This window comes from Roseobacter sp. N2S (genome assembly GCF_031454055.1).
In the GTDB taxonomy this organism is placed as follows: Bacteria; Pseudomonadota; Alphaproteobacteria; order Rhodobacterales; family Rhodobacteraceae; genus Amylibacter.
Map to the genome: position 1 here is coordinate 773,334 of NZ_JAVDQB010000001.1, position 16,822 is coordinate 790,155.

A 16,822-nucleotide genomic window follows, 5' to 3' on the forward strand; every position below is an offset into this window, starting at 1 on the left:
CTCGCGCTATAGATCAGATTTCGCCAGATCACAAGGGGAAAGGGGTCTTGTTCCCTTGTATTGAGCCAATGGCACGGCTAACAGAGAAGGCAAGGTATCACGGCGTAGCGACGGGGAAGACCCATATTCAAGTCGTTGTGTTGATAGGTAAACTGGCTTAAGTTTTTAGACGTAACACTGACATCACTTCTTTTTCATTCGTGAAGGTCTGACCATGATTGCAAGATTTATTAAAACCACATGTTTCGCGGCTCTTGCTGCAACAGTTTCGATCGGGGCGGCAATTCCAGCCGCTGCGCAGGGCAACCCATTCGCCAAGGGCTGGACCCTGCAAAACGAACAATCCGCGCTGGATTTCCAGTCGGTGAAAAACCAGACCAAAGTGGAAAGCAGCAGCTTTGCAACTTTTAGCGGCGGGATTGATGAAAACGGCGCGGCCCATGTGACGGTGATGCTGGAAAGCGTTGATACAAAAATCGACCTGCGCAATGTGCGGATGCGGTTCTTGTTCTTTGAAAGCTTTCAATTTCCCGAGGCGACAATCACCGCCCAACTGGACCCTGCCTTGCTGGCCGATCTGCCTACTGTGCGGCGCAAGACTATTGAAATGCCCTATGCAATGAACCTGCACGGAGTTCTGAAAACCGCCAAGGCGGATGTTGTGGTGACATTACTCAGTGACGATCTGGTGTCGGTTGCAACGAAAACCCCGATCTCTGTCGCCGCGGCCGATTTCAACCTGATGGGGGGCATCGAAAAACTGGAAGACGCCGCCAAGGTGGATATCATCCCGTCAGCCAGTGTGACATTCGACTTCATGTTCGCCCGCAACGCTGACCCTGTGGCCGAACCAGAGGCTGCACCTGCAACAGACACCGAAGAAGAAAAACCCGCCCAAGTGGCGTTGGAACCCACAGGCAATTTCTCAACCGAGGCTTGTGAGGGGCGCTTTGAAATTCTGTCCCGTTCAAATAACACTTATTTCACCTCGGGCAATTCGATCCTTGATGGCAAAAGCGAACCGTTTTTGATCAGCATCGCAGATATCGTCAAACGCTGCCCCGACATGACGATTGAGGTCGGTGGCCACACGGATAACATCGGATCTGACGCGGCGAACATGCGTCTCTCAGAGCGCCGTGCTGCTTCGGTGGTTCAAAATCTGGTGGCCAAGGGGGTTCCTGCCGCCAATCTGACCAGCGCGGGCTATGGGGAAACCCAGCCAAAGGCCGATAACGCCACCAAAAAAGGCCGCTGGGACAACCGTCGGATCGAATTTCGTGTGATCAAGGGTGCATCTGAATGAAGTCTAGCCGTTTTGCCACTACGCTTGGTCTGTGTCTGATCTGTAGCGCGGCTTTCGCTGCGCGCCCGTCCATATCCCCGCCTGTATCACCGGTTGCATCCTCCGATGCGCAACCCGCGCCACAGGTTTTTATCCGTCTGGCTGCGCTGGAAATAGTTGGCGGTGATGCGGAAAAAGAACCGGAAGTTCAGGAAGAGCCAGCAAAAGAAACCTTTGCAGAGCCTGCAACACCGGTAACTTTCACAGCTCCATTAACCACGGGTGGCAAGGCGGTCGAAGGCCTAACCCTAGAGCAGTTGATCGAAGGCTCGCCCCTGTTTCCGCCAATCGACGGACTGCCCGCAGCCCTGTGGGAAGGCAAAGCCTGCTCCACCTGCCATCAATGGAGCCGCGAAGATCTGTGTGAACAAGGCACCCGCTATCTGCCCGATTCAGCGGCAGAGTTTCTGGACAAGCAGCACCCCTACGGCGGTGGCTTTAAAAGAAACGTAAAGGCTTGGGCCGAAAACGACTGTAAGTAAGCGGTTCGCGTGAAAGCGCGGCGTGGGCTTATCGTTTTGCGTGAATTGCTGCGATGGCTTGGGCCACCGCTTCGTCAATGGACAGATCGGACGTATCCAGCAAAATCGCATCAGCAGCGGCAATCAAGGGGGCAACGTCCCGTTCTGAATCCCGTTTGTCCCGTGCGATCACATCGGCCAGCACCGTGTCATAGCTGGTATCCTCGCCGCGCTGTTCCAATTCTTTGAACCGCCGTTCTGCGCGGCGTTCCGCGCTGGCGGTGACGAAGAGTTTCACATCCGCATCAGGGCAAATCACCGTACCAATGTCACGCCCGTCCAGAACTGCGCCACCTGCGCGTTGTGCAAAATCCCGTTGAAACGTCACCAGATTTTCCCGCACTTCAGGAATGGCTGCAACCTTGCTGGCAGCCTGTGCCACAGCAGCGGTGCGCAGATCGTTGCGATCCAGATCATCGGCGCTGACTTCGGTGGACAGGGCAATCACCCGTTCAGGGTCCAGTGAGGGGCCAATTTTGGCAAGGGCCGCACGGCCAACAACACGGTACAAAAGGCCGGTGTCCAGATGCGCAAAGCCGAAATGGGCGGCAACTGCCTTTGACACAGTACCCTTGCCTGCGGCTGCAGGTCCGTCGATTGCTACAATAAAGCTCATGACGTGTCCTTTTCTTAAAATGAATAAGTCACCACGCCCCCTTTTAGCAAGGGGCAGGGTGCAGCCTAGCGATTGTCGCGGGTAATCTGCGCGCCCAAATCGCCCATCAAACGTTCAAAAACAGGGAAACTGGTGGCAATTGCGCCGCCATCATCCACCGACACAGGTTTGGCGCTGGCCATCCCCATGCACAGAAATGACATGGCGATACGGTGATCAAGATAGGTCTTGGCTGTGCCGCCGCCCTTTACCGCGCCGTCCCTGCCGTGAACGATCAGGAAATCGGGGCCTTCTTCGATGGTGACGCCCATTGCTTCCAGCCCGCGGGCCATGGCGTCAATGCGGTCACATTCTTTGACCCGCAATTCTGCAATGCCGCGCATGACGGTTTTGCCGCTGGCGAATGCCGCCACCACCGACAGGATCGGGTATTCGTCGATCATGCTGGGCGCGCGCGCAGGCGGAACCTCGATCCCTGTCAGGCTGCTGGCTTTGACCCGCAGATCAGCCACCGGCTCGCCTCCTTCTTCGCGGCGGTTTTCAAAGGCGATATCAGCGCCCATTTCAACCAAAGTATCCAGCAATCCCGCGCGGGTCGGGTTCAGGCCGATGTTTGGCAAAACAACTTCTGATCCTTCGACGATCAGCGCCGCACAGACGGGAAAAGCAGCGGAACTTGGGTCGCGGGGCACAGCGATTGACTGGGCAAGCAACTCGGGCTGGCCTTGCAGAGTAATCTCATACCCTTCGGCAGTTTTCACAGTTTCGATCTGGGCACCAAAGCCGCGCAACATGCGTTCGGAGTGGTCCCGTGTCGCCTCTTTTTCAATCAACACGGTTTCACCGGGTGCATTCAACCCCGCCAACAAAACCGCAGACTTAATCTGCGCCGAGGCATGGGGGCTGGTATACCGCACCGGCACCGGGTTTTGCGCCCCGACCAGCGTCAAGGGCAACAAGCCTTTTTGCCGTCCCACAGCCTGCGCCCCGAACAGGGCCAAAGGATCGGTGATCCGCCCCATCGGGCGCGACCGCAAACTGGCATCGCCGGTAAAGGTCGCCGTAATCGGGGAGGTGGCCATCGCCCCCATGATCAGCCGCACGCCTGTGCCCGCATTGCCACAATCAATCACGTCTTCGGGTTCGGCAAAACCGCCAACCCCGACACCGTGAACCGACCAGGCCTGTTCGCCCGTGCGAATAACTTCGGCCCCGAACGCGGCCATGGCTTTGCCAGTGTCCAACACATCCTGACCTTCCAAAAGGCCGGTGATTTTGGTTTCTCCCACAGACAACGCCCCAAGGATCAAAGACCGGTGGGACACGGATTTATCGCCAGGAATCACGGCAGTTCCGCGCAACGGGCCGGATTTGCGGGACGTCATTGGAATTGGGTCGCCGTGGCCAGACATTATACAAACCTCTTCACTGTTCTGCTTCAGCCTATACGCAACCCTGTAACAGATTGCTATGGCTTGCGTCTTTGTCGTTCAAATACCTGAAAAGCCTGACGCTTACAGCTTGCGAAACGTCATGTAATGGGGCGTGCGCCCTTCACGTAGCGCCTTTTGTTCATAGCGCGTCGAAAGCCAGTCAGCCCATGGTTCGCGCCAGTCGTTCGGGCCTTCGGCCAGCCATTCAAAATCATCCCGCGCAAGAACCTGTTCCAGCGTTTGACGCACGTAATCGGGAATATCGGTGGCGACCCGAAAGATCGCACCGGATTTCAGACATTTCGCCAGTGGATCCAGATGCTCTGGCGTCACAAAACGCCGACGGTGGTGGCGGGATTTAGGCCAGGGATCAGGGTAGAGCAAAAACGCGCGGTCAATAGACCCTTCGGGCAGCACATCCATCATATCGCGTGCATCCCCGGGGTGTACCGCCAGATTGGTCACACCCGCCTTGCGGATCTTGCCCAGCAGTGTGGCCACGCCGTTGATGTAAGGTTCACAGCCGATAATCCCCACATCGGGATTGTTAACGGCCTGATGCACCACATGTTCCCCGCCGCCAAAACCCACTTCCAGCCAGACAGGTTTCCCGCCGAACAGCGCATTCAAATCCAGCGGTGTGCGGTCGGGGTTTTCTTCCCAGCTCACGCCTTTCGGGGCCAACCCCTCCAGATCCTCGGCCAGATAGCGTTCATGGGACTGGTGCAAGCCCTTGCCCTTGATGCGCCCATAAAAGTTGCGCCACGGGGCGCCGGATACGTGTTTTTCTCTCATGGCGTGGCCCTAAAACAAAAAGGCTTCAGATGCAATCCGAAGCCTTGTTCGTGGGGCGGGGGCTGCCCCGCCGTCACAGTTTCAAACAGCTTGGATCAAACCGCGCGTTTCAACGCGTCGGCCAGATCGGTGCGTTCCCAGCTAAATCCGCCATCAGCCGTGGCTTCACGGCCAAAGTGACCATAGGCCGCCGTGCGCTGATAGATCGGGCGGCGCAGTTGCAGATGTTCGATAATGCCGCGCGGGGTCAGATCCATTGCCTGTGCCACAGCTTTTTCGATGGCAGCTTCGTCCACTTCGCCGGTGCCGTGGGTATCGCAATAGATCGACAGTGGTTTGGCAACACCAATGGCATAAGACAGCTGGATTGTGCAGCGTTTGGCCATGCCAGCAGCGACAACGTTTTTCGCCAGATAGCGGGCCGCATAGGCTGCGGAACGGTCTACTTTGGTCGGGTCTTTACCAGAAAACGCACCGCCACCGTGGGGGGCTGCACCGCCGTAAGTATCCACAATGATCTTGCGTCCTGTCAGACCTGCATCCCCGTCCGGCCCGCCGATGACAAATTTGCCAGTCGGGTTCACATGCCATTCGGTATCAGCAGAAATCCAACCCTCGGGCAGGGTTTTGCGGATGTAGGGCTCAACCACATCACGCACATCTTGGGATGACATTTTGTCATCCAGATGCTGCGTGGACAAAACAATTGACGTCACGCCAACGGGTTTGCCATCGACATATTTCACGGACAACTGCGATTTTGCATCAGGGCCAAGCTGGGGGACGATCCCTGCGTGACGGGCCTCGGCCAGATCGCGCAGGATGGCGTGGCTGTAATGGATCGGGGCGGGCATCAGTTCGGGGGTTTCCGAACAGGCATAGCCGAACATGATCCCCTGATCGCCAGCGCCGTCTTTGTCGACGCCTTGGGCGATATGGGCAGATTGTTCGTGCAGCAGGTTTTCGATTTCAACAGTTTCCCAGTGAAAGCCGTCCTGTTCATATCCGATTTGTTTGACGCAATCCCGAACGATACCGTCAACGTTGTTCATAACGCCTGCCAGTTTCTCTTTTGAGGAAAGGCCGATTTCGCCACCAATGACAACGCGGTTGGTGGTGGCAAATGTTTCACAGGCCACGCGGGCCATGTCTTCTTCGCTGAGCAGTGCATCAAGAATAGCATCTGAAATACGGTCACAAATTTTATCGGGGTGGCCTTCGGAAACGGATTCCGAAGTGAAAAGATAGTTATTACGGGTCATGAAGTGCTCCAGTTTATACGTAATTGCCACGCCAGGAAGCCGTTGTGACAGTGTTTCCGATTTGGTCTATGGGGGTAGCCGGAGGAGGTCAATCCCTAATAGAGCGTTCGGAACGGACACGGTGGAGACTGGCCGGGCGAAAGCAGCCTGATCAAGCACTTGTGCGGCGGCGGGCCACTGCGGCACTGCCCACCAACAACAGCGCCAGAATAATCCAAGGCAGTTCACCATATTTGCTGTAAAGCGTTGCAGCCAGAGGCTCGGGTAGGCGCACATCGGCAAAGCCGTCGGTGTTCAAGGGCAGGGCCTGCAAGATCTGCCCATATGGATCAATCATCGCAGATACACCTGTGTTTGCTGCGCGGGCCAGCGGTAGACCTTGTTCGATAGCGCGGGCGCGGGATTGGACAAGGTGCTGATAAGGCCCTGAAAAATTGCCAAACCATGCGTCATTGGTGATGTGCAGCAGCCAGTCGGGGCGCGCGCCTTTGACCTGTGCCAGACCTGGGAAGATTGCTTCATAGCAGATCATCGGCAGATAGGGCGGCAGGCCGGGGACGCTGATGATCCGTGGCCCTGGACCAGCGGCAAACCCGGTTCCGTCTTTCGCGGCCATTCCGTAAATCCCGATCTTTGCGGCCAGATGGGCCAGCGGCACATATTCGCCAAATGGCACCAGATGGTGTTTGTCATAGGTGGCTGCAATATTGCCCGCGCTGTCCAGATGCATCAGGGTGTTAAACAGTTTTAAATCATCAGGCCGTTGAATACCGCCGATAAATTGGGCATTTCCCACAGCATTGTGGAGCATTTCCATACCGCGCGGATGTTCTCCGTAAGCGAAAGGCAAGGCCGTTTCGGGCCATATCACCACGTCTACAGGGGTGTCATACCCCGCTGACAGGGACAGACCGCGCTGAAAAAAACTTGCCACGTAATCGGGGTGCCATTTCAGCCGTTGGGGGGCATTGGGCTGCACCAGACGCAGGGTCACATCGCGCAGCGGTACAGGCGTATCGGGCAGGCGCAGTGTACCAACGCTCCAGACCATAGCCAGAGCAGCCACTAGAATACCACCTTTTAGCCAGCGGTTCGGGGCGATCAGGGGCAGCACGCCAATGGCAACCGTCACCATTCCCAGCCCGTGCGGTCCGATCCAAGCCAGCAGTTGAAACACCGGCGTGGCGGACCAGACATAGCCAAGCAAGCCCCACGGAAAACCAGTAAACACATGGGCGCGCGCAAATTCCGCCAGCGTTAGTGTTGCGACAAGCGCCACCAGCCGCATCTGTCCGCGATAGCGCGCGGCCCAGCCAAAGCCGACGGCCCAGAACAGGGCCAGCCCCACAGACAGGAAAATCAGCGCGAAAGGTGCCATCCAGCCATAGACTTCGGGTTCAACAAAAAACGGCTCGACGATCCAGAACATGGAACCTGCGAAATAGGCCGAACCCGCCAGCCAGCCCAGCATGAATCCGGCGCGCATGTCGGGCACGCGCCGCAACAAACCGCCCAAAATCGGCAAGCCAAGCACCACACCTATTGGAAAGGAAAACGGCGCCTGTCCAAGGGCGAGCAACAGGCCCGCACACAGGATCAGCGCGCGGGTTTGCCAAACTGTCAGGCGATCAGCCACCCGCAGGGTCGCGGGTGATACGCAACCGCTTGATGCGGCGCGGATCGGCATCGACGATTTCAAATTCTATGCCGCTGGGGTGGGGGATGATTTCACCTTTGGCCGGAACCCGCCCGATCATCATAAAGACCAAGCCGCCAAGCGTGTCGACCTCTTCAGCGTCGGTGTCGGCAAGAGCCCCCATGTTCAACATGGTTTCAAATTCGGTCAAAGATGCGCGGGACTGGGCCAGAAACACGCCGGGTTTTTCTTCAACCCACATGGCGTCTTCTTCGGTGTCGTGTTCGTCGACGATTTCCCCCAAGACGGTTTCCACAAGGTCTTCGATGGTCAGCAACCCGTCGACGCCGCCATATTCATCAATCACCAAAGCCATGTGAATCCGGTCAGCCTGCATTTTTTGCAACAGAACCCCGATCGCCATGGAAGGCGGCGCGAACAGCAAGGTGCGCAGCATCGGCTTGATCGAGAATTCGGAGCTGTTTCCGTTAAACCCGTATTCCAGCGCGAAATCTTTCAGGTGGATGAACCCCACGGGGTTATCCAACTGGTCTTTGTAGACAGGCAAACGGGAATAGCCGCTGTCTTTGAACACAGCAACCAAGTCTGCCAGTTCGATGTCTTGTGACACCGAAGTGATATCCGCACGCGGCACCGCGACATCTTCGAGTCGCATGAATTGCAGATTGCGCAGATCACCTGTGGGCAGATTTGACTGCTCCATGGTTTCTGGTGTTTCGATAAGGTCTTGGGCCTTGGCCCCTGAAAAAAGGCGTTTGAAAAAACCGCCTGTCTGGTCCTGATCCTGCCCGTCTATCGGGTCCTGTTCGTCGGACTGCGCGCCATGCGCTGCCCCAGAAGATCCGTCTATTGTGTCGCCCATGGCTCCTATCCGAAAAATGCGCCCTAAATGCGACGCGGGGTTAATATGGGTCGGCAATGCCCAAAGATGCAAGTATCTTTGTCTCTAAACCTTCCATTCGTGCTGCATCTGCATCGGTTTCATGGTCGAACCCCAGCAAATGCAGGCAGGAATGCGCCAATAGATGTGTCAGGTGGTCTTCAAAGGCGATTTTGCCTGCCTCGGCTTCGCGCAGGCAGGTGTCATAAGACACAGCAATATCACCCAGTTCCGTGTCCATCGGATTGGCCAGAACATCGGGCGGCGGGGCAGGGTCGTCGCCCGCATTCAGCGGGGCCAGTTCGAAAGCTGGCCATGACAGCACATTTGTCGGGGTCGGCTTGTCGCGGAATTCGGCGTTCAACTCGGCAATGCGGGCATCGTCGCAGGCCAGCACGGACACTTCATAACCTTTGCCTGAAATCCCGCGTGCAGCAAAGACTGCGCCAAAGGCACGGTTGCACAGCGGGGTCAGTTTTACCGTATCCCAGCGCGCATCTTCGATCAGCACATCAATAGAGGATGGCATGTTCAGCGGTCGGATTTCGTGTGTTTGTCATAGGCTTTAATGATCCGTGCAACCATCGGGTGCCGCACCACGTCTTCGACCTTAAAGTGGGTCATGCCCACGCCCTTGACGCCTTTAAGCACTTTTTCCGCTTCAACCAGACCACTGGGCACGCCGCGCGGCAAGTCGATCTGGCTGGTGTCGCCGGTGATCGCCATGTGGCTGCCTTCGCCCATTCGGGTCAGGAACATTTTCATCTGCATGGTGGTGGCGTTCTGGGCTTCATCCAGCACAACAAAGGAATTTGAAAGGGTGCGCCCGCGCATAAAGGCCAAGGGCGCGATCTCTATCCGCTTTTCCTCGATCAGTTTGGCCACCTGTTTGGCCGGCAGAAAATCGTTCAGAGCATCATAAAGCGGCTGCATGTAGGGATCGACTTTGTCTTTCATGTCGCCGGGTAAAAAGCCGAGCCGTTCCCCTGCTTCAACAGCCGGACGGCTGAGCAGGATGCGATCTACATGGCCCTCGATGAACATGGACACACCTGCGGCAACAGCCAGATAGGTCTTGCCCGTCCCTGCGGGGCCCAGACCAAAGACCAGTTCGTTTTTGAACAGACTTTGGACATAGGCGCGCTGGGTCACTGTGCGCGGTTCAACGGTCTTTTTGCGGGTGCGGATTTCAAAGTCACCCCCGGGGAACATTTCTTTTTGGTCCCCCGAACGGGCACCAGTGTCCTGTTCGGAACGGCCCAAGCGGATAGAGGCGTCAATATCACCCGGTTCCACCTCTCGGCCCGTTTCAAGCCGGTGATAAAGCGTTTGCAAAGCTTCGCGGGAGCGAGCGACTGCATCAGCTTTGCCAAGCACCGCCAGCTCGTTTCCGCGTCGTACGATCTGCACGCCAAGGGCTGATTCTATATGGGTTAGGTTTTTGTCAAATTCGCCGCACAGATCAATCAGCAGGCGATTGTCAGGGAAAATCAGACTGTTTTCGGGGTCTCCGGCCGAAACTTCCGGCTGGGTCGGGGCGCTTGTCGCCAAAGAATTCTCCTAGGGCACAGAGTGAACCAATTGCGCCCATCGTGCAAAAACCCACCCGCCGCCGCAAGAGCCAATTCCGGTTTTCAGCTAAAAATCCAAACAAAAAGGCCGACGCAGCGGTCGGCCTTTTAACAGTTCTGTAACAGCGCCTTTAAATCGGGTCGCTGCCCTTTTTAAAGTCACCCACGGCTGTGTTTGGTGGCGCGATGCCCGAACACACCGGTTTGCCGTATTTGTCCAGTCGTGCGGACAGGTAGCCCTCGACGCCATCGTCGATGATCCACTGGTCGCAACCTGTTGGATCAACCCAGATGCCTGCATTCAGCTTGCTGATAGGGTGGGAGTCAAAGCCACGGTCCACCGTTTTGTCGATCTTGTCCGAACAGCCAGCGATGGCCACTGCGGCACCAAGGATCATCATGCTTATTTTGATCGTCATAATCCTAACCTTCCTCAGCGCACGCAGGTGATTTCAACGCGGCGGTTTTGTTTTTTACCCGCAGCGGAACTGTTGGATGCAACCGGAACCCGTTCGCCATACCAGCGGACCTGTGCCCGTTTGCCAACTTGTGCAGCCACTTTGGCCACCGCACGGGCGCGATTTTCGGACAGACGCATGTTGTAAGCATCGCTTGCATCGCTGTCTGTGTGACCGTCGATAATAAATGCTGTTGCGTTTGCCGTGTTAAAGAATTCCGCCAGCCGGTTGCGGCCTGCGGTGCTGATTGCATATTTGTCTACGGCGAACAATTGGTCGGTGTTCATCACGGCACAAGGGTTACCCCGACGACAAACAGGGATACCGTCCCGTGTGACGTGTGGCGTCATGTAACCTTCGGCGCCATCATCCATGACCCAATGTTCGCAACCGTCCGGATCAACCCAGACGCCTGGTACGTATCGTTCTCCGGTGGCTTGGGTGGATTTGCGAACCACAGTTTGGTCGGCAATGGCCGCCCCCGCAAACACAAGACACCCGATTGCTGCAATTACTAATTTTACAGATCGGTTAAACACTGCAATTTCCCTTCACTTCCATCTAATACAAAAGCCCAGATTGCGTAAAAAATGCCGCAACTCTCCCGCCTGAGTGTAAAGGTATCAAATTTCTACAAATTGTGAAGGTAAAAATTGCAACCACTAGGTCTAGTTTTGGAAACAATGCTCGGGATCAACCGCAGCATTGGTTCCGTAATGTGCAAAATGATCGGTTTTCGAACGTTAAGCCAGTTCTGCCGCTAACGAGTTTCTTTCAGACCAAAGCACCTTTGCCTGCACAATCTGGCCAACCTGATCGGGGCGAGCGTCCATATGAACGGCGTGCAAAAACTCTGATTTTCCAATCATCTGGCCGGGGTTTCGCCCTGGTTTTTCCAGCAGAACCGGCAGGGTTTTTCCCACCATAGACTGTTGGAATTCCGCCTGATGCTGGCTTAGCAACGCTTGCAGCCGCGCCAGACGATCGGTTTTTTCGGCTTCATCCACATGGGCGCGATCCGCCGCAGGGGTTCCAGGACGTGGCGAATATTTAAAGGAATAGGCCTGCCCGTAGCGCACTTGTTTGCATAAATCCAAAGTGGCCTGAAAGTCTTCTTCGGTTTCACCGGGGAAGCCGACGATAAAATCGCCAGACAATGCAATATCGGGCCGTGCGGCGCGAATCCGTTCAATCAACGCCAGATATTCAGCCGCCGTGTGTTTGCGGTTCATCGCCTTTAGCACCTTGTCGCTGCCCGCTTGCACAGGCAAGTGCAGGTAGGGCATCAGCTTTTCGCAGGTGCCATGGGCGTCAATCAGATCGTCGGCCATGTCGTTGGGATGGCTGGTGGTAAAGCGGATGCGTTTCAACTCGTCGATCTTGGCCAGCTCGTGGATCAGCTGCGCCAATCCCCATTCGCTGCCCTGATGGGTGCCATGATAGGCGTTCACATTCTGCCCCAGCAGATTGATTTCAACCACACCCCGTTCCACCAGATCACGGGCTTCAGCCAGAATTTGCGCGACCGAGCGGGAAACTTCGGCCCCCCGCGTGTAAGGCACCACACAAAAGGCGCAAAACTTGTCGCAGCCTTCTTGTACGGTCAAAAAGGCCGAGGGCGCACGGCGCGCTTTGGGGCCACGGGGCAGGTGATCGAATTTGTCTTCGGTCGGGAATTCAGTGTCCACCTGTGCTTTGACCTGACCGATCTTGGCCTCCATTTCGGGCAGGCGGTGATAGGCTTGCGGCCCGACCACCAGATCGACCATAGGCTGGCGGCGGATGATTTCTTCGCCTTCGGCCTGTGCGACACAGCCTGCAACGCCGATTTTCAGATCTGGATTGGCCAGTTTGAACGGCTTGTAGCGCCCCAGTTCGGAATAAATCTTCTCTGCAGCTTTTTCGCGGATGTGGCAGGTGTTCAGCAGGATCATATCCGCGCCTTCGGGCGTATCTGTTTCCACATAGCCCTGCCCGCCAAGGGCGGTCACCATCCGTTCGCTGTCATAGACATTCATCTGACAGCCATAGGTTTTGACAAACAGTTTTTTCGGTTCGGACATCTTAACACCACATGAAAAAGGGCGCAGGCCCCGTCAAAACGAAGGCTCTACACCCAATTGTTCAAATCATCAACGGCTGCGGGTTACCTGTTGCGGCCCAAACCGCTAGCTTTGGCCAGTTCCTGACGTTTTACCGCATAGTTCGGCGCCACCATCGGATAATCCATCGGCAGCCCCCATTTGGCGCGGTATTCTTCGGGCGACAGGTCATATTTTGTTTTCAGATGTTTTTTCAACATTTTGAAGGCTTTGCCATCTTCCAGACAGATGATGTGGTCGGGGGTGATGCTATCTTCAACAGGTACAGCAGGCATGGTATCATTGGCATGGCCAACCCGTTCCTGATAAATTTGTGTAATTTTTTCATGTACCACGTCCATCACCGTGGCGATTTGTTCAACAGCAACCTTATTGCCCTGCACATAGGCAGCCACAATTTGTGTTGTGTGATGCATCATATCCGAATCCATCCGGTCAGCATTCAGCTTCATTTCATTCCCCTTACAGAACTTTAGGCCCATCCAGCCCCATTACCCCCTCCCGCAATGTCGCTATTGTCTTTAATTACGCGATTAACGGGCGGTTTCAAGGCAACACAACAAGAAGTTGCTCTGAAAATCATCACGATTTACTGAGTTTGTCCCCCCCCGAATTGGGAGCCTTGTGATTTCGGCTTATTTCCGCCATTTTAACTGAAAAATAACACAGCTTGCGCAGATTGCAGGCTCGGGTCATCGCAGTATTCAAGGCATCCCATGAAAGCACCCTCTCTGGACGCATTCCTTAAAAAACAAGGGGGATCTTTACCCAAAGGCCCCGTGGCGTTGGTGTTTGCAGAGGATGAAATCGGCCTCGGATCAACCCTGCGCCATCACGCGCGGATCGGGTTCGAAAATATCCTGCTGCTGGCTCGTGACGACGTTGTTTTGCCGACGGATTGCGTAGATCTATGTCACCATATTGTGAAGGACCCGTTTAATCAGGACAGCCTGACCGCGGTAGTGAACAAAGCCATTGCCGCGCTGCCGGGGCGCTGGCTTTATTATTGCTACAATGGCGAATATTTGCACTTTCCATTTTGTGAAAACCGTTCGGTGTCGGAACTGATCACATTCATCACCGAAGAACGTCGCAACTCGGCCTTTACCTATGTGATCGACCTTTATGCGGCTGATCTGGATAATAACCCTTACGGCTATTCCCTTGAAAACGCCCATCTGGATTCATCCGGCTATTACGCACTGACCCGTTGGAAAGACGGCGGCGTGATGGATCGGCAATTGTCGATCTATGGCGGCTTGAAATGGCGGTTTGAGGAACATCTTCCTTGGACAAAGCGGCGCATCGACCGTGTCGCGCTGTTTCAGGCGCAAAGCGGGCTGCAACTGGACGAAGACCAGATGTTCAATGTGGAAGAGTACAACACCTATCAGTGCCCGTGGCACCATTCCGTAACCATCGCCATTTGCTCGTTTCGCACCGCGAAATACTTGAAATCCAACCCCGGATCGACCTTTGATGTGGAAAGCTTTGCTTGGGCCAAGTCAGAGAGGTTCCATTGGAATTCCCAACAGCTGATGGATCTCGGCCTGATGGAACCCGGCCAGTGGTTTTAAAGAGAAGTGGTTTAAATCAGCCAGTCCCCAAAACTCCAGCCTGACATCCAACCTCTTTTTGGTCCAAATATCCAAATCCCGACACCCCCGCCCGTACTGAAGCGGGCAAGTCAGTCACTTTTCGAAAAATCTGCGGTATTTACCCGTTCTTCGACAGACGGATCACAACATCCACGCGGGAAATCGTGGTGCCAACAGGGGCCTCTGGCTCTTTGGCGAAAGCCACTGCCGCCTTGGGGGCGTCCGTCAATGTGCCCGTGTCTTCCCAATAGTAATGGGGATGTTCATCTACACGGGTGTCAAAATAGGACCGATGCCCGTCAACTGTGACCTCGTTCATCAGGCCTGCATCACAAAAGGCACGTAATGTGTTATAGACCGTGGCCAAAGACACTTGTGCGCCGTGATCGCCCGCAGAACCATACAGGCTTTCTGCGGTGACGTGGCGGTTGCGCCCGTCGCCGACCAACAGCTCCGCAAGGGCCAACCGTTGTTTGGTGGGCCGCACGTCCGCGCTCAACAGCCACTTGCGGCCAAGGCTTTCGCCTGTGTCGCTTGGGGTCATGTCTGTCGGGCCCATGTCGGTTGGGCCCATGTCGGTTGGGAATGTGTCTTGCATACCTGCCTCTGGATAAATCCGTGGATTTCAGGGGATTATGCCCTGAAATGCCTGCCAATTCAAACGCAAAAGCAAATCGCCGTTTTTGAACGGGTGGAATACACCGCATTTACAGGGCGCTTGGCCTATTGCCAGCCCCAAGGCCTCAATGATAATAGCACTTATACGACACTGAAAAACCATCGGAGACCGGCCCTTTATGACAGATAGACCCACCAGCTTTGGATACGAAGATCTGCTGCAATGCGCACGCGGAGAAATGTTTGGACCCGGCAACGCCCAGTTGCCCTTGCCGCCAATGCTGATGATGGACCGGATCACCGAAATCTCGGCGGATGGTGGCGAACATGGCAAGGGCCATGTGGTTGCGGAATTCGACATCAAGCCGGACCTGTGGTTCTTTGACTGCCATTTTCCAGGCAATCCGATCATGCCGGGCTGTTTGGGCCTTGATGGCCTGTGGCAGCTGACGGGGTTCAACCTTGGCTGGCGCGGCATGCTGGGGCGCGGTATGGCGCTGGGCGTGGGCGAAGTAAAACTAACAGGCATGGTCAAGCCCGACCGCAAAATGCTGACCTATCATGTTGATTTCACACGGGTCATTGACCGGAAAATCAAAGTCGGCGTTGCAAATGGCAAGGTTTTTGCCGATGGCGACCCTATATATACCGTTACAGACATGAAAGTTGGCTTGTCAGACGCCTGATTTGCCAACACACACGAATATAGTGAATAGGAGAGCACCATGCGTCGGGTAGTTGTCACAGGGCTGGGAATCGTTTCCTCAATCGGGAACAGCGCAGCAGAGGTTACGGCCTCGCTGAAAGCGGGCAAATCGGGTATCGTTGCCGCACCAGAATACACAGAACGGGGCTTTCGCAGCCAAGTTCACGGCAAAGTGGATATTGATGTGGCCGAACACATCGACAAACGCGCCCTGCGCTTTATGGGGCCGGGTTCTGCCTATGCCCATATCGCCATGCAGCAGGCGATTGCCGATGCGGGGCTGGATGAAGATGCCATTTCTAATATCCGTACTGGGCTGATTGCTGGCTCGGGCGGCCCGTCCACCTCGGCAATGTTTGCCGCGCACCAGACCGTACTGGAAAAAGGTGCGCCCAAGCGGATTGGCCCCTTTGCTGTGCCAAAATGCATGGGATCGACCGTTTCAGCGAACCTTGCAACAGCCTTTAAAATCAAAGGGATCAACTATTCGATCACATCGGCCTGTTCCACATCCTTGCATTGCATCGGCTCTGCATCCGAACAGATAATGATGGGCAAACAAGACATCATGTTTGCGGGCGGCGGCGAAGAACTGGACTGGACCCTGTCCTGTCTGTTTGACGCCATGGGCGCCATGTCGTCGAAATACAACGACACCCCAGAACTGGCCTCCCGCGCATTTGACGCGGATCGCGACGGGTTTGTAATTGGCGGCGGCGGCGGCATCGTTGTGTTAGAAGACATGGATCACGCCATTGCGCGCGGTGCCAAAATCTATGCCGAAGTCACAGGCTTTGGCGCAACCTCCGACGGTCATGACATGGTTGCACCATCCGGCGAAGGCGGAGAGCGGGCAATGCGTCTGGCTGTCAGCACCCTGCCAGAAGGACGCAAAGTCAGCTACATCAACGCTCATGGCACATCCACGCCTGTCGGAGACGTGGGTGAGGTCGAAGCCGTGCGCCGTGTCTTTGGCGAAGGCAGCACCCCGCCGATCAGCTCGACCAAATCCATGACCGGCCACGCCCAAGGCGCAACCGGCGCGATGGAGGCGATCTTTTGTCTGCTGATGCTGGAACATGATTTCATCACGCCGTCGATCAACGTGGTGAACCTTGATCCCGCCATCAACCCCGATGAAATCGCCACTAAACTGGTGGAAAACGCGGGGCTTGATACTGTTATGACCAACTCTTTCGGGTTCGGCGGCACCAACGGCTCTATTCTACTGAGCAAGTTCAAAAACTGATACTCTAGGAG

At 55.6% G+C, this 16,822-nt stretch carries 18 protein-coding genes and 1 riboswitch; of the genes, 5 read left to right on the forward strand and 13 right to left on the reverse strand.

Annotated elements, in window-relative coordinates:
• Nucleotides 1-214: 214 nt before the first annotated feature.
• Entirely contained in the window at nucleotides 215-1,306 is a 1,092-nt protein-coding gene (locus GGE09_RS03730) for an OmpA family protein (RefSeq protein WP_309743996.1), read from the forward strand.
• Nucleotides 1,303-1,827, forward strand: coding sequence for a hypothetical protein (locus tag GGE09_RS03735; RefSeq protein ID WP_309743998.1), 525 nt, complete (start codon nucleotides 1,303-1,305; stop codon nucleotides 1,825-1,827). The genes GGE09_RS03730 and GGE09_RS03735 overlap by 4 nt, the downstream gene beginning before the upstream one ends.
• A 28-nt stretch (nucleotides 1,828-1,855) precedes the next feature.
• Here the strand turns inward: GGE09_RS03735 and cmk are convergent, their stop codons facing one another.
• The 12 genes from cmk to GGE09_RS03795 form a co-directional block, all read right to left on the reverse strand.
• Complete coding sequence (gene cmk, locus GGE09_RS03740) at nucleotides 1,856-2,482, reverse strand: (d)CMP kinase (RefSeq protein ID WP_309744000.1); 627 nt, start codon at nucleotides 2,480-2,482, stop codon at nucleotides 1,856-1,858.
• A gap of 65 nt (nucleotides 2,483-2,547) precedes the next feature.
• Nucleotides 2,548-3,894: a 3-phosphoshikimate 1-carboxyvinyltransferase gene (gene aroA, locus GGE09_RS03745; RefSeq protein ID WP_309744002.1), complete on the reverse strand. Its 1,347-nt coding sequence runs from the start codon at nucleotides 3,892-3,894 to the stop codon at nucleotides 2,548-2,550.
• Between the two features lie 102 nt (nucleotides 3,895-3,996).
• A complete protein-coding gene (gene trmB / locus GGE09_RS03750; protein ID WP_309744004.1) occupies nucleotides 3,997-4,710 on the reverse strand; it encodes a tRNA (guanosine(46)-N7)-methyltransferase TrmB in 714 nt (237 codons plus the stop codon).
• Nucleotides 4,711-4,805: 95 nt separating this feature from the next.
• Nucleotides 4,806-5,972 (reverse strand): methionine adenosyltransferase, encoded by a 1,167-nt coding sequence (gene metK, locus GGE09_RS03755; RefSeq protein ID WP_309744006.1) that lies wholly within the window; start codon nucleotides 5,970-5,972, stop codon nucleotides 4,806-4,808.
• A gap of 4 nt (nucleotides 5,973-5,976) precedes the next feature.
• Nucleotides 5,977-6,026, reverse strand: a riboswitch (SAM-SAH riboswitch).
• A 97-nt stretch (nucleotides 6,027-6,123) separates the two neighbouring features.
• Complete coding sequence (gene lnt, locus GGE09_RS03760) at nucleotides 6,124-7,671, reverse strand: apolipoprotein N-acyltransferase (RefSeq protein WP_309744008.1); 1,548 nt, start codon at nucleotides 7,669-7,671, stop codon at nucleotides 6,124-6,126.
• On the reverse strand, nucleotides 7,601-8,491 hold the full coding sequence (locus GGE09_RS03765) for a hemolysin family protein (RefSeq protein ID WP_309744010.1): 891 nt from the start codon (nucleotides 8,489-8,491) through the stop codon (nucleotides 7,601-7,603). Before GGE09_RS03765 ends, lnt begins: the two co-directional genes overlap by 71 nt.
• Nucleotides 8,492-8,531: 40 nt before the next feature.
• Entirely contained in the window at nucleotides 8,532-9,038 is a 507-nt protein-coding gene (gene ybeY, locus GGE09_RS03770; RefSeq protein WP_309744012.1) for an rRNA maturation RNase YbeY, read from the reverse strand.
• 2 nt (nucleotides 9,039-9,040) lie between these two features.
• Complete coding sequence (locus tag GGE09_RS03775) at nucleotides 9,041-10,060, reverse strand: PhoH family protein (protein ID WP_309744014.1); 1,020 nt, start codon at nucleotides 10,058-10,060, stop codon at nucleotides 9,041-9,043.
• A 151-nt stretch (nucleotides 10,061-10,211) separates the two neighbouring features.
• A complete protein-coding gene (locus GGE09_RS03780) occupies nucleotides 10,212-10,499 on the reverse strand; it encodes a hypothetical protein (RefSeq protein WP_309744016.1) in 288 nt (95 codons plus the stop codon).
• 14 nt (nucleotides 10,500-10,513) lie between these two features.
• On the reverse strand, nucleotides 10,514-11,077 hold the full coding sequence (locus GGE09_RS03785) for an OmpA family protein (RefSeq protein ID WP_405048523.1): 564 nt from the start codon (nucleotides 11,075-11,077) through the stop codon (nucleotides 10,514-10,516).
• 204 nt (nucleotides 11,078-11,281) lie between these two features.
• Nucleotides 11,282-12,601, reverse strand: a complete 1,320-nt coding sequence (gene miaB, locus GGE09_RS03790) for a tRNA (N6-isopentenyl adenosine(37)-C2)-methylthiotransferase MiaB (protein WP_309744017.1) — start codon at nucleotides 12,599-12,601, stop codon at nucleotides 11,282-11,284.
• Between the two features lie 83 nt (nucleotides 12,602-12,684).
• The gene (locus tag GGE09_RS03795) at nucleotides 12,685-13,092 is read right to left on the reverse strand and encodes a MucR family transcriptional regulator (RefSeq protein ID WP_309744019.1); all 408 of its coding nucleotides are present in this window, start codon (nucleotides 13,090-13,092) and stop codon (nucleotides 12,685-12,687) included.
• Between the two features lie 264 nt (nucleotides 13,093-13,356).
• Here GGE09_RS03795 and GGE09_RS03800 point away from each other — a divergent pair, with 264 nt between their 5' ends.
• Complete coding sequence (locus GGE09_RS03800) at nucleotides 13,357-14,217, forward strand: hypothetical protein (RefSeq protein WP_309744021.1); 861 nt, start codon at nucleotides 13,357-13,359, stop codon at nucleotides 14,215-14,217.
• A 139-nt stretch (nucleotides 14,218-14,356) separates the two neighbouring features.
• On the opposite strand, the gene irr is transcribed toward GGE09_RS03800, so the two are convergent.
• Nucleotides 14,357-14,782 (reverse strand): Fur family transcriptional regulator Irr, encoded by a 426-nt coding sequence (gene irr, locus GGE09_RS03805; RefSeq protein WP_309744829.1) that lies wholly within the window; start codon nucleotides 14,780-14,782, stop codon nucleotides 14,357-14,359.
• Between the two features lie 253 nt (nucleotides 14,783-15,035).
• On the opposite strand from irr, the gene fabA reads away from it, so the two are divergent.
• Together fabA and fabB are read left to right on the forward strand one after the other, a co-directional pair.
• Nucleotides 15,036-15,542: a bifunctional 3-hydroxydecanoyl-ACP dehydratase/trans-2-decenoyl-ACP isomerase gene (fabA, locus tag GGE09_RS03810; RefSeq protein WP_309744023.1), complete on the forward strand. Its 507-nt coding sequence runs from the start codon at nucleotides 15,036-15,038 to the stop codon at nucleotides 15,540-15,542.
• A gap of 39 nt (nucleotides 15,543-15,581) precedes the next feature.
• Entirely contained in the window at nucleotides 15,582-16,811 is a 1,230-nt protein-coding gene (gene fabB, locus GGE09_RS03815) for a beta-ketoacyl-ACP synthase I (RefSeq protein ID WP_309744025.1), read from the forward strand.
• Nucleotides 16,812-16,822: the final 11 nt, after the last annotated feature.

Excerpts from the sequence above, each read along its gene's own strand:
- GGE09_RS03730 (WP_309743996.1), top strand. The coding sequence starts at position 215 with ATGATTGCAAGATTTATTAAAACCACATGTTTCGCGGCTCTTGCTGCA.
- GGE09_RS03735 (WP_309743998.1), top strand. The coding sequence starts at position 1,303 with ATGAAGTCTAGCCGTTTTGCCACTACGCTTGGTCTGTGTCTGATCTGT.
- cmk (WP_309744000.1), bottom strand. The coding sequence starts at position 2,482 with ATGAGCTTTATTGTAGCAATCGACGGACCTGCAGCCGCAGGCAAGGGT.
- aroA (WP_309744002.1), bottom strand. The coding sequence starts at position 3,894 with ATGTCTGGCCACGGCGACCCAATTCCAATGACGTCCCGCAAATCCGGC.
- trmB (WP_309744004.1), bottom strand. The coding sequence starts at position 4,710 with ATGAGAGAAAAACACGTATCCGGCGCCCCGTGGCGCAACTTTTATGGG.
- metK (WP_309744006.1), bottom strand. The coding sequence starts at position 5,972 with ATGACCCGTAATAACTATCTTTTCACTTCGGAATCCGTTTCCGAAGGC.
- GGE09_RS03765 (WP_309744010.1), bottom strand. The coding sequence starts at position 8,491 with ATGGGCGACACAATAGACGGATCTTCTGGGGCAGCGCATGGCGCGCAG.
- ybeY (WP_309744012.1), bottom strand. The coding sequence starts at position 9,038 with ATGCCATCCTCTATTGATGTGCTGATCGAAGATGCGCGCTGGGATACG.
- GGE09_RS03780 (WP_309744016.1), bottom strand. The coding sequence starts at position 10,499 with ATGACGATCAAAATAAGCATGATGATCCTTGGTGCCGCAGTGGCCATC.
- miaB (WP_309744017.1), bottom strand. The coding sequence starts at position 12,601 with ATGTCCGAACCGAAAAAACTGTTTGTCAAAACCTATGGCTGTCAGATG.
- GGE09_RS03795 (WP_309744019.1), bottom strand. The coding sequence starts at position 13,092 with ATGAAGCTGAATGCTGACCGGATGGATTCGGATATGATGCATCACACA.
- GGE09_RS03800 (WP_309744021.1), top strand. The coding sequence starts at position 13,357 with ATGAAAGCACCCTCTCTGGACGCATTCCTTAAAAAACAAGGGGGATCT.
- irr (WP_309744829.1), bottom strand. The coding sequence starts at position 14,782 with ATGACCCCAAGCGACACAGGCGAAAGCCTTGGCCGCAAGTGGCTGTTG.
- fabA (WP_309744023.1), top strand. The coding sequence starts at position 15,036 with ATGACAGATAGACCCACCAGCTTTGGATACGAAGATCTGCTGCAATGC.
- fabB (WP_309744025.1), top strand. The coding sequence starts at position 15,582 with ATGCGTCGGGTAGTTGTCACAGGGCTGGGAATCGTTTCCTCAATCGGG.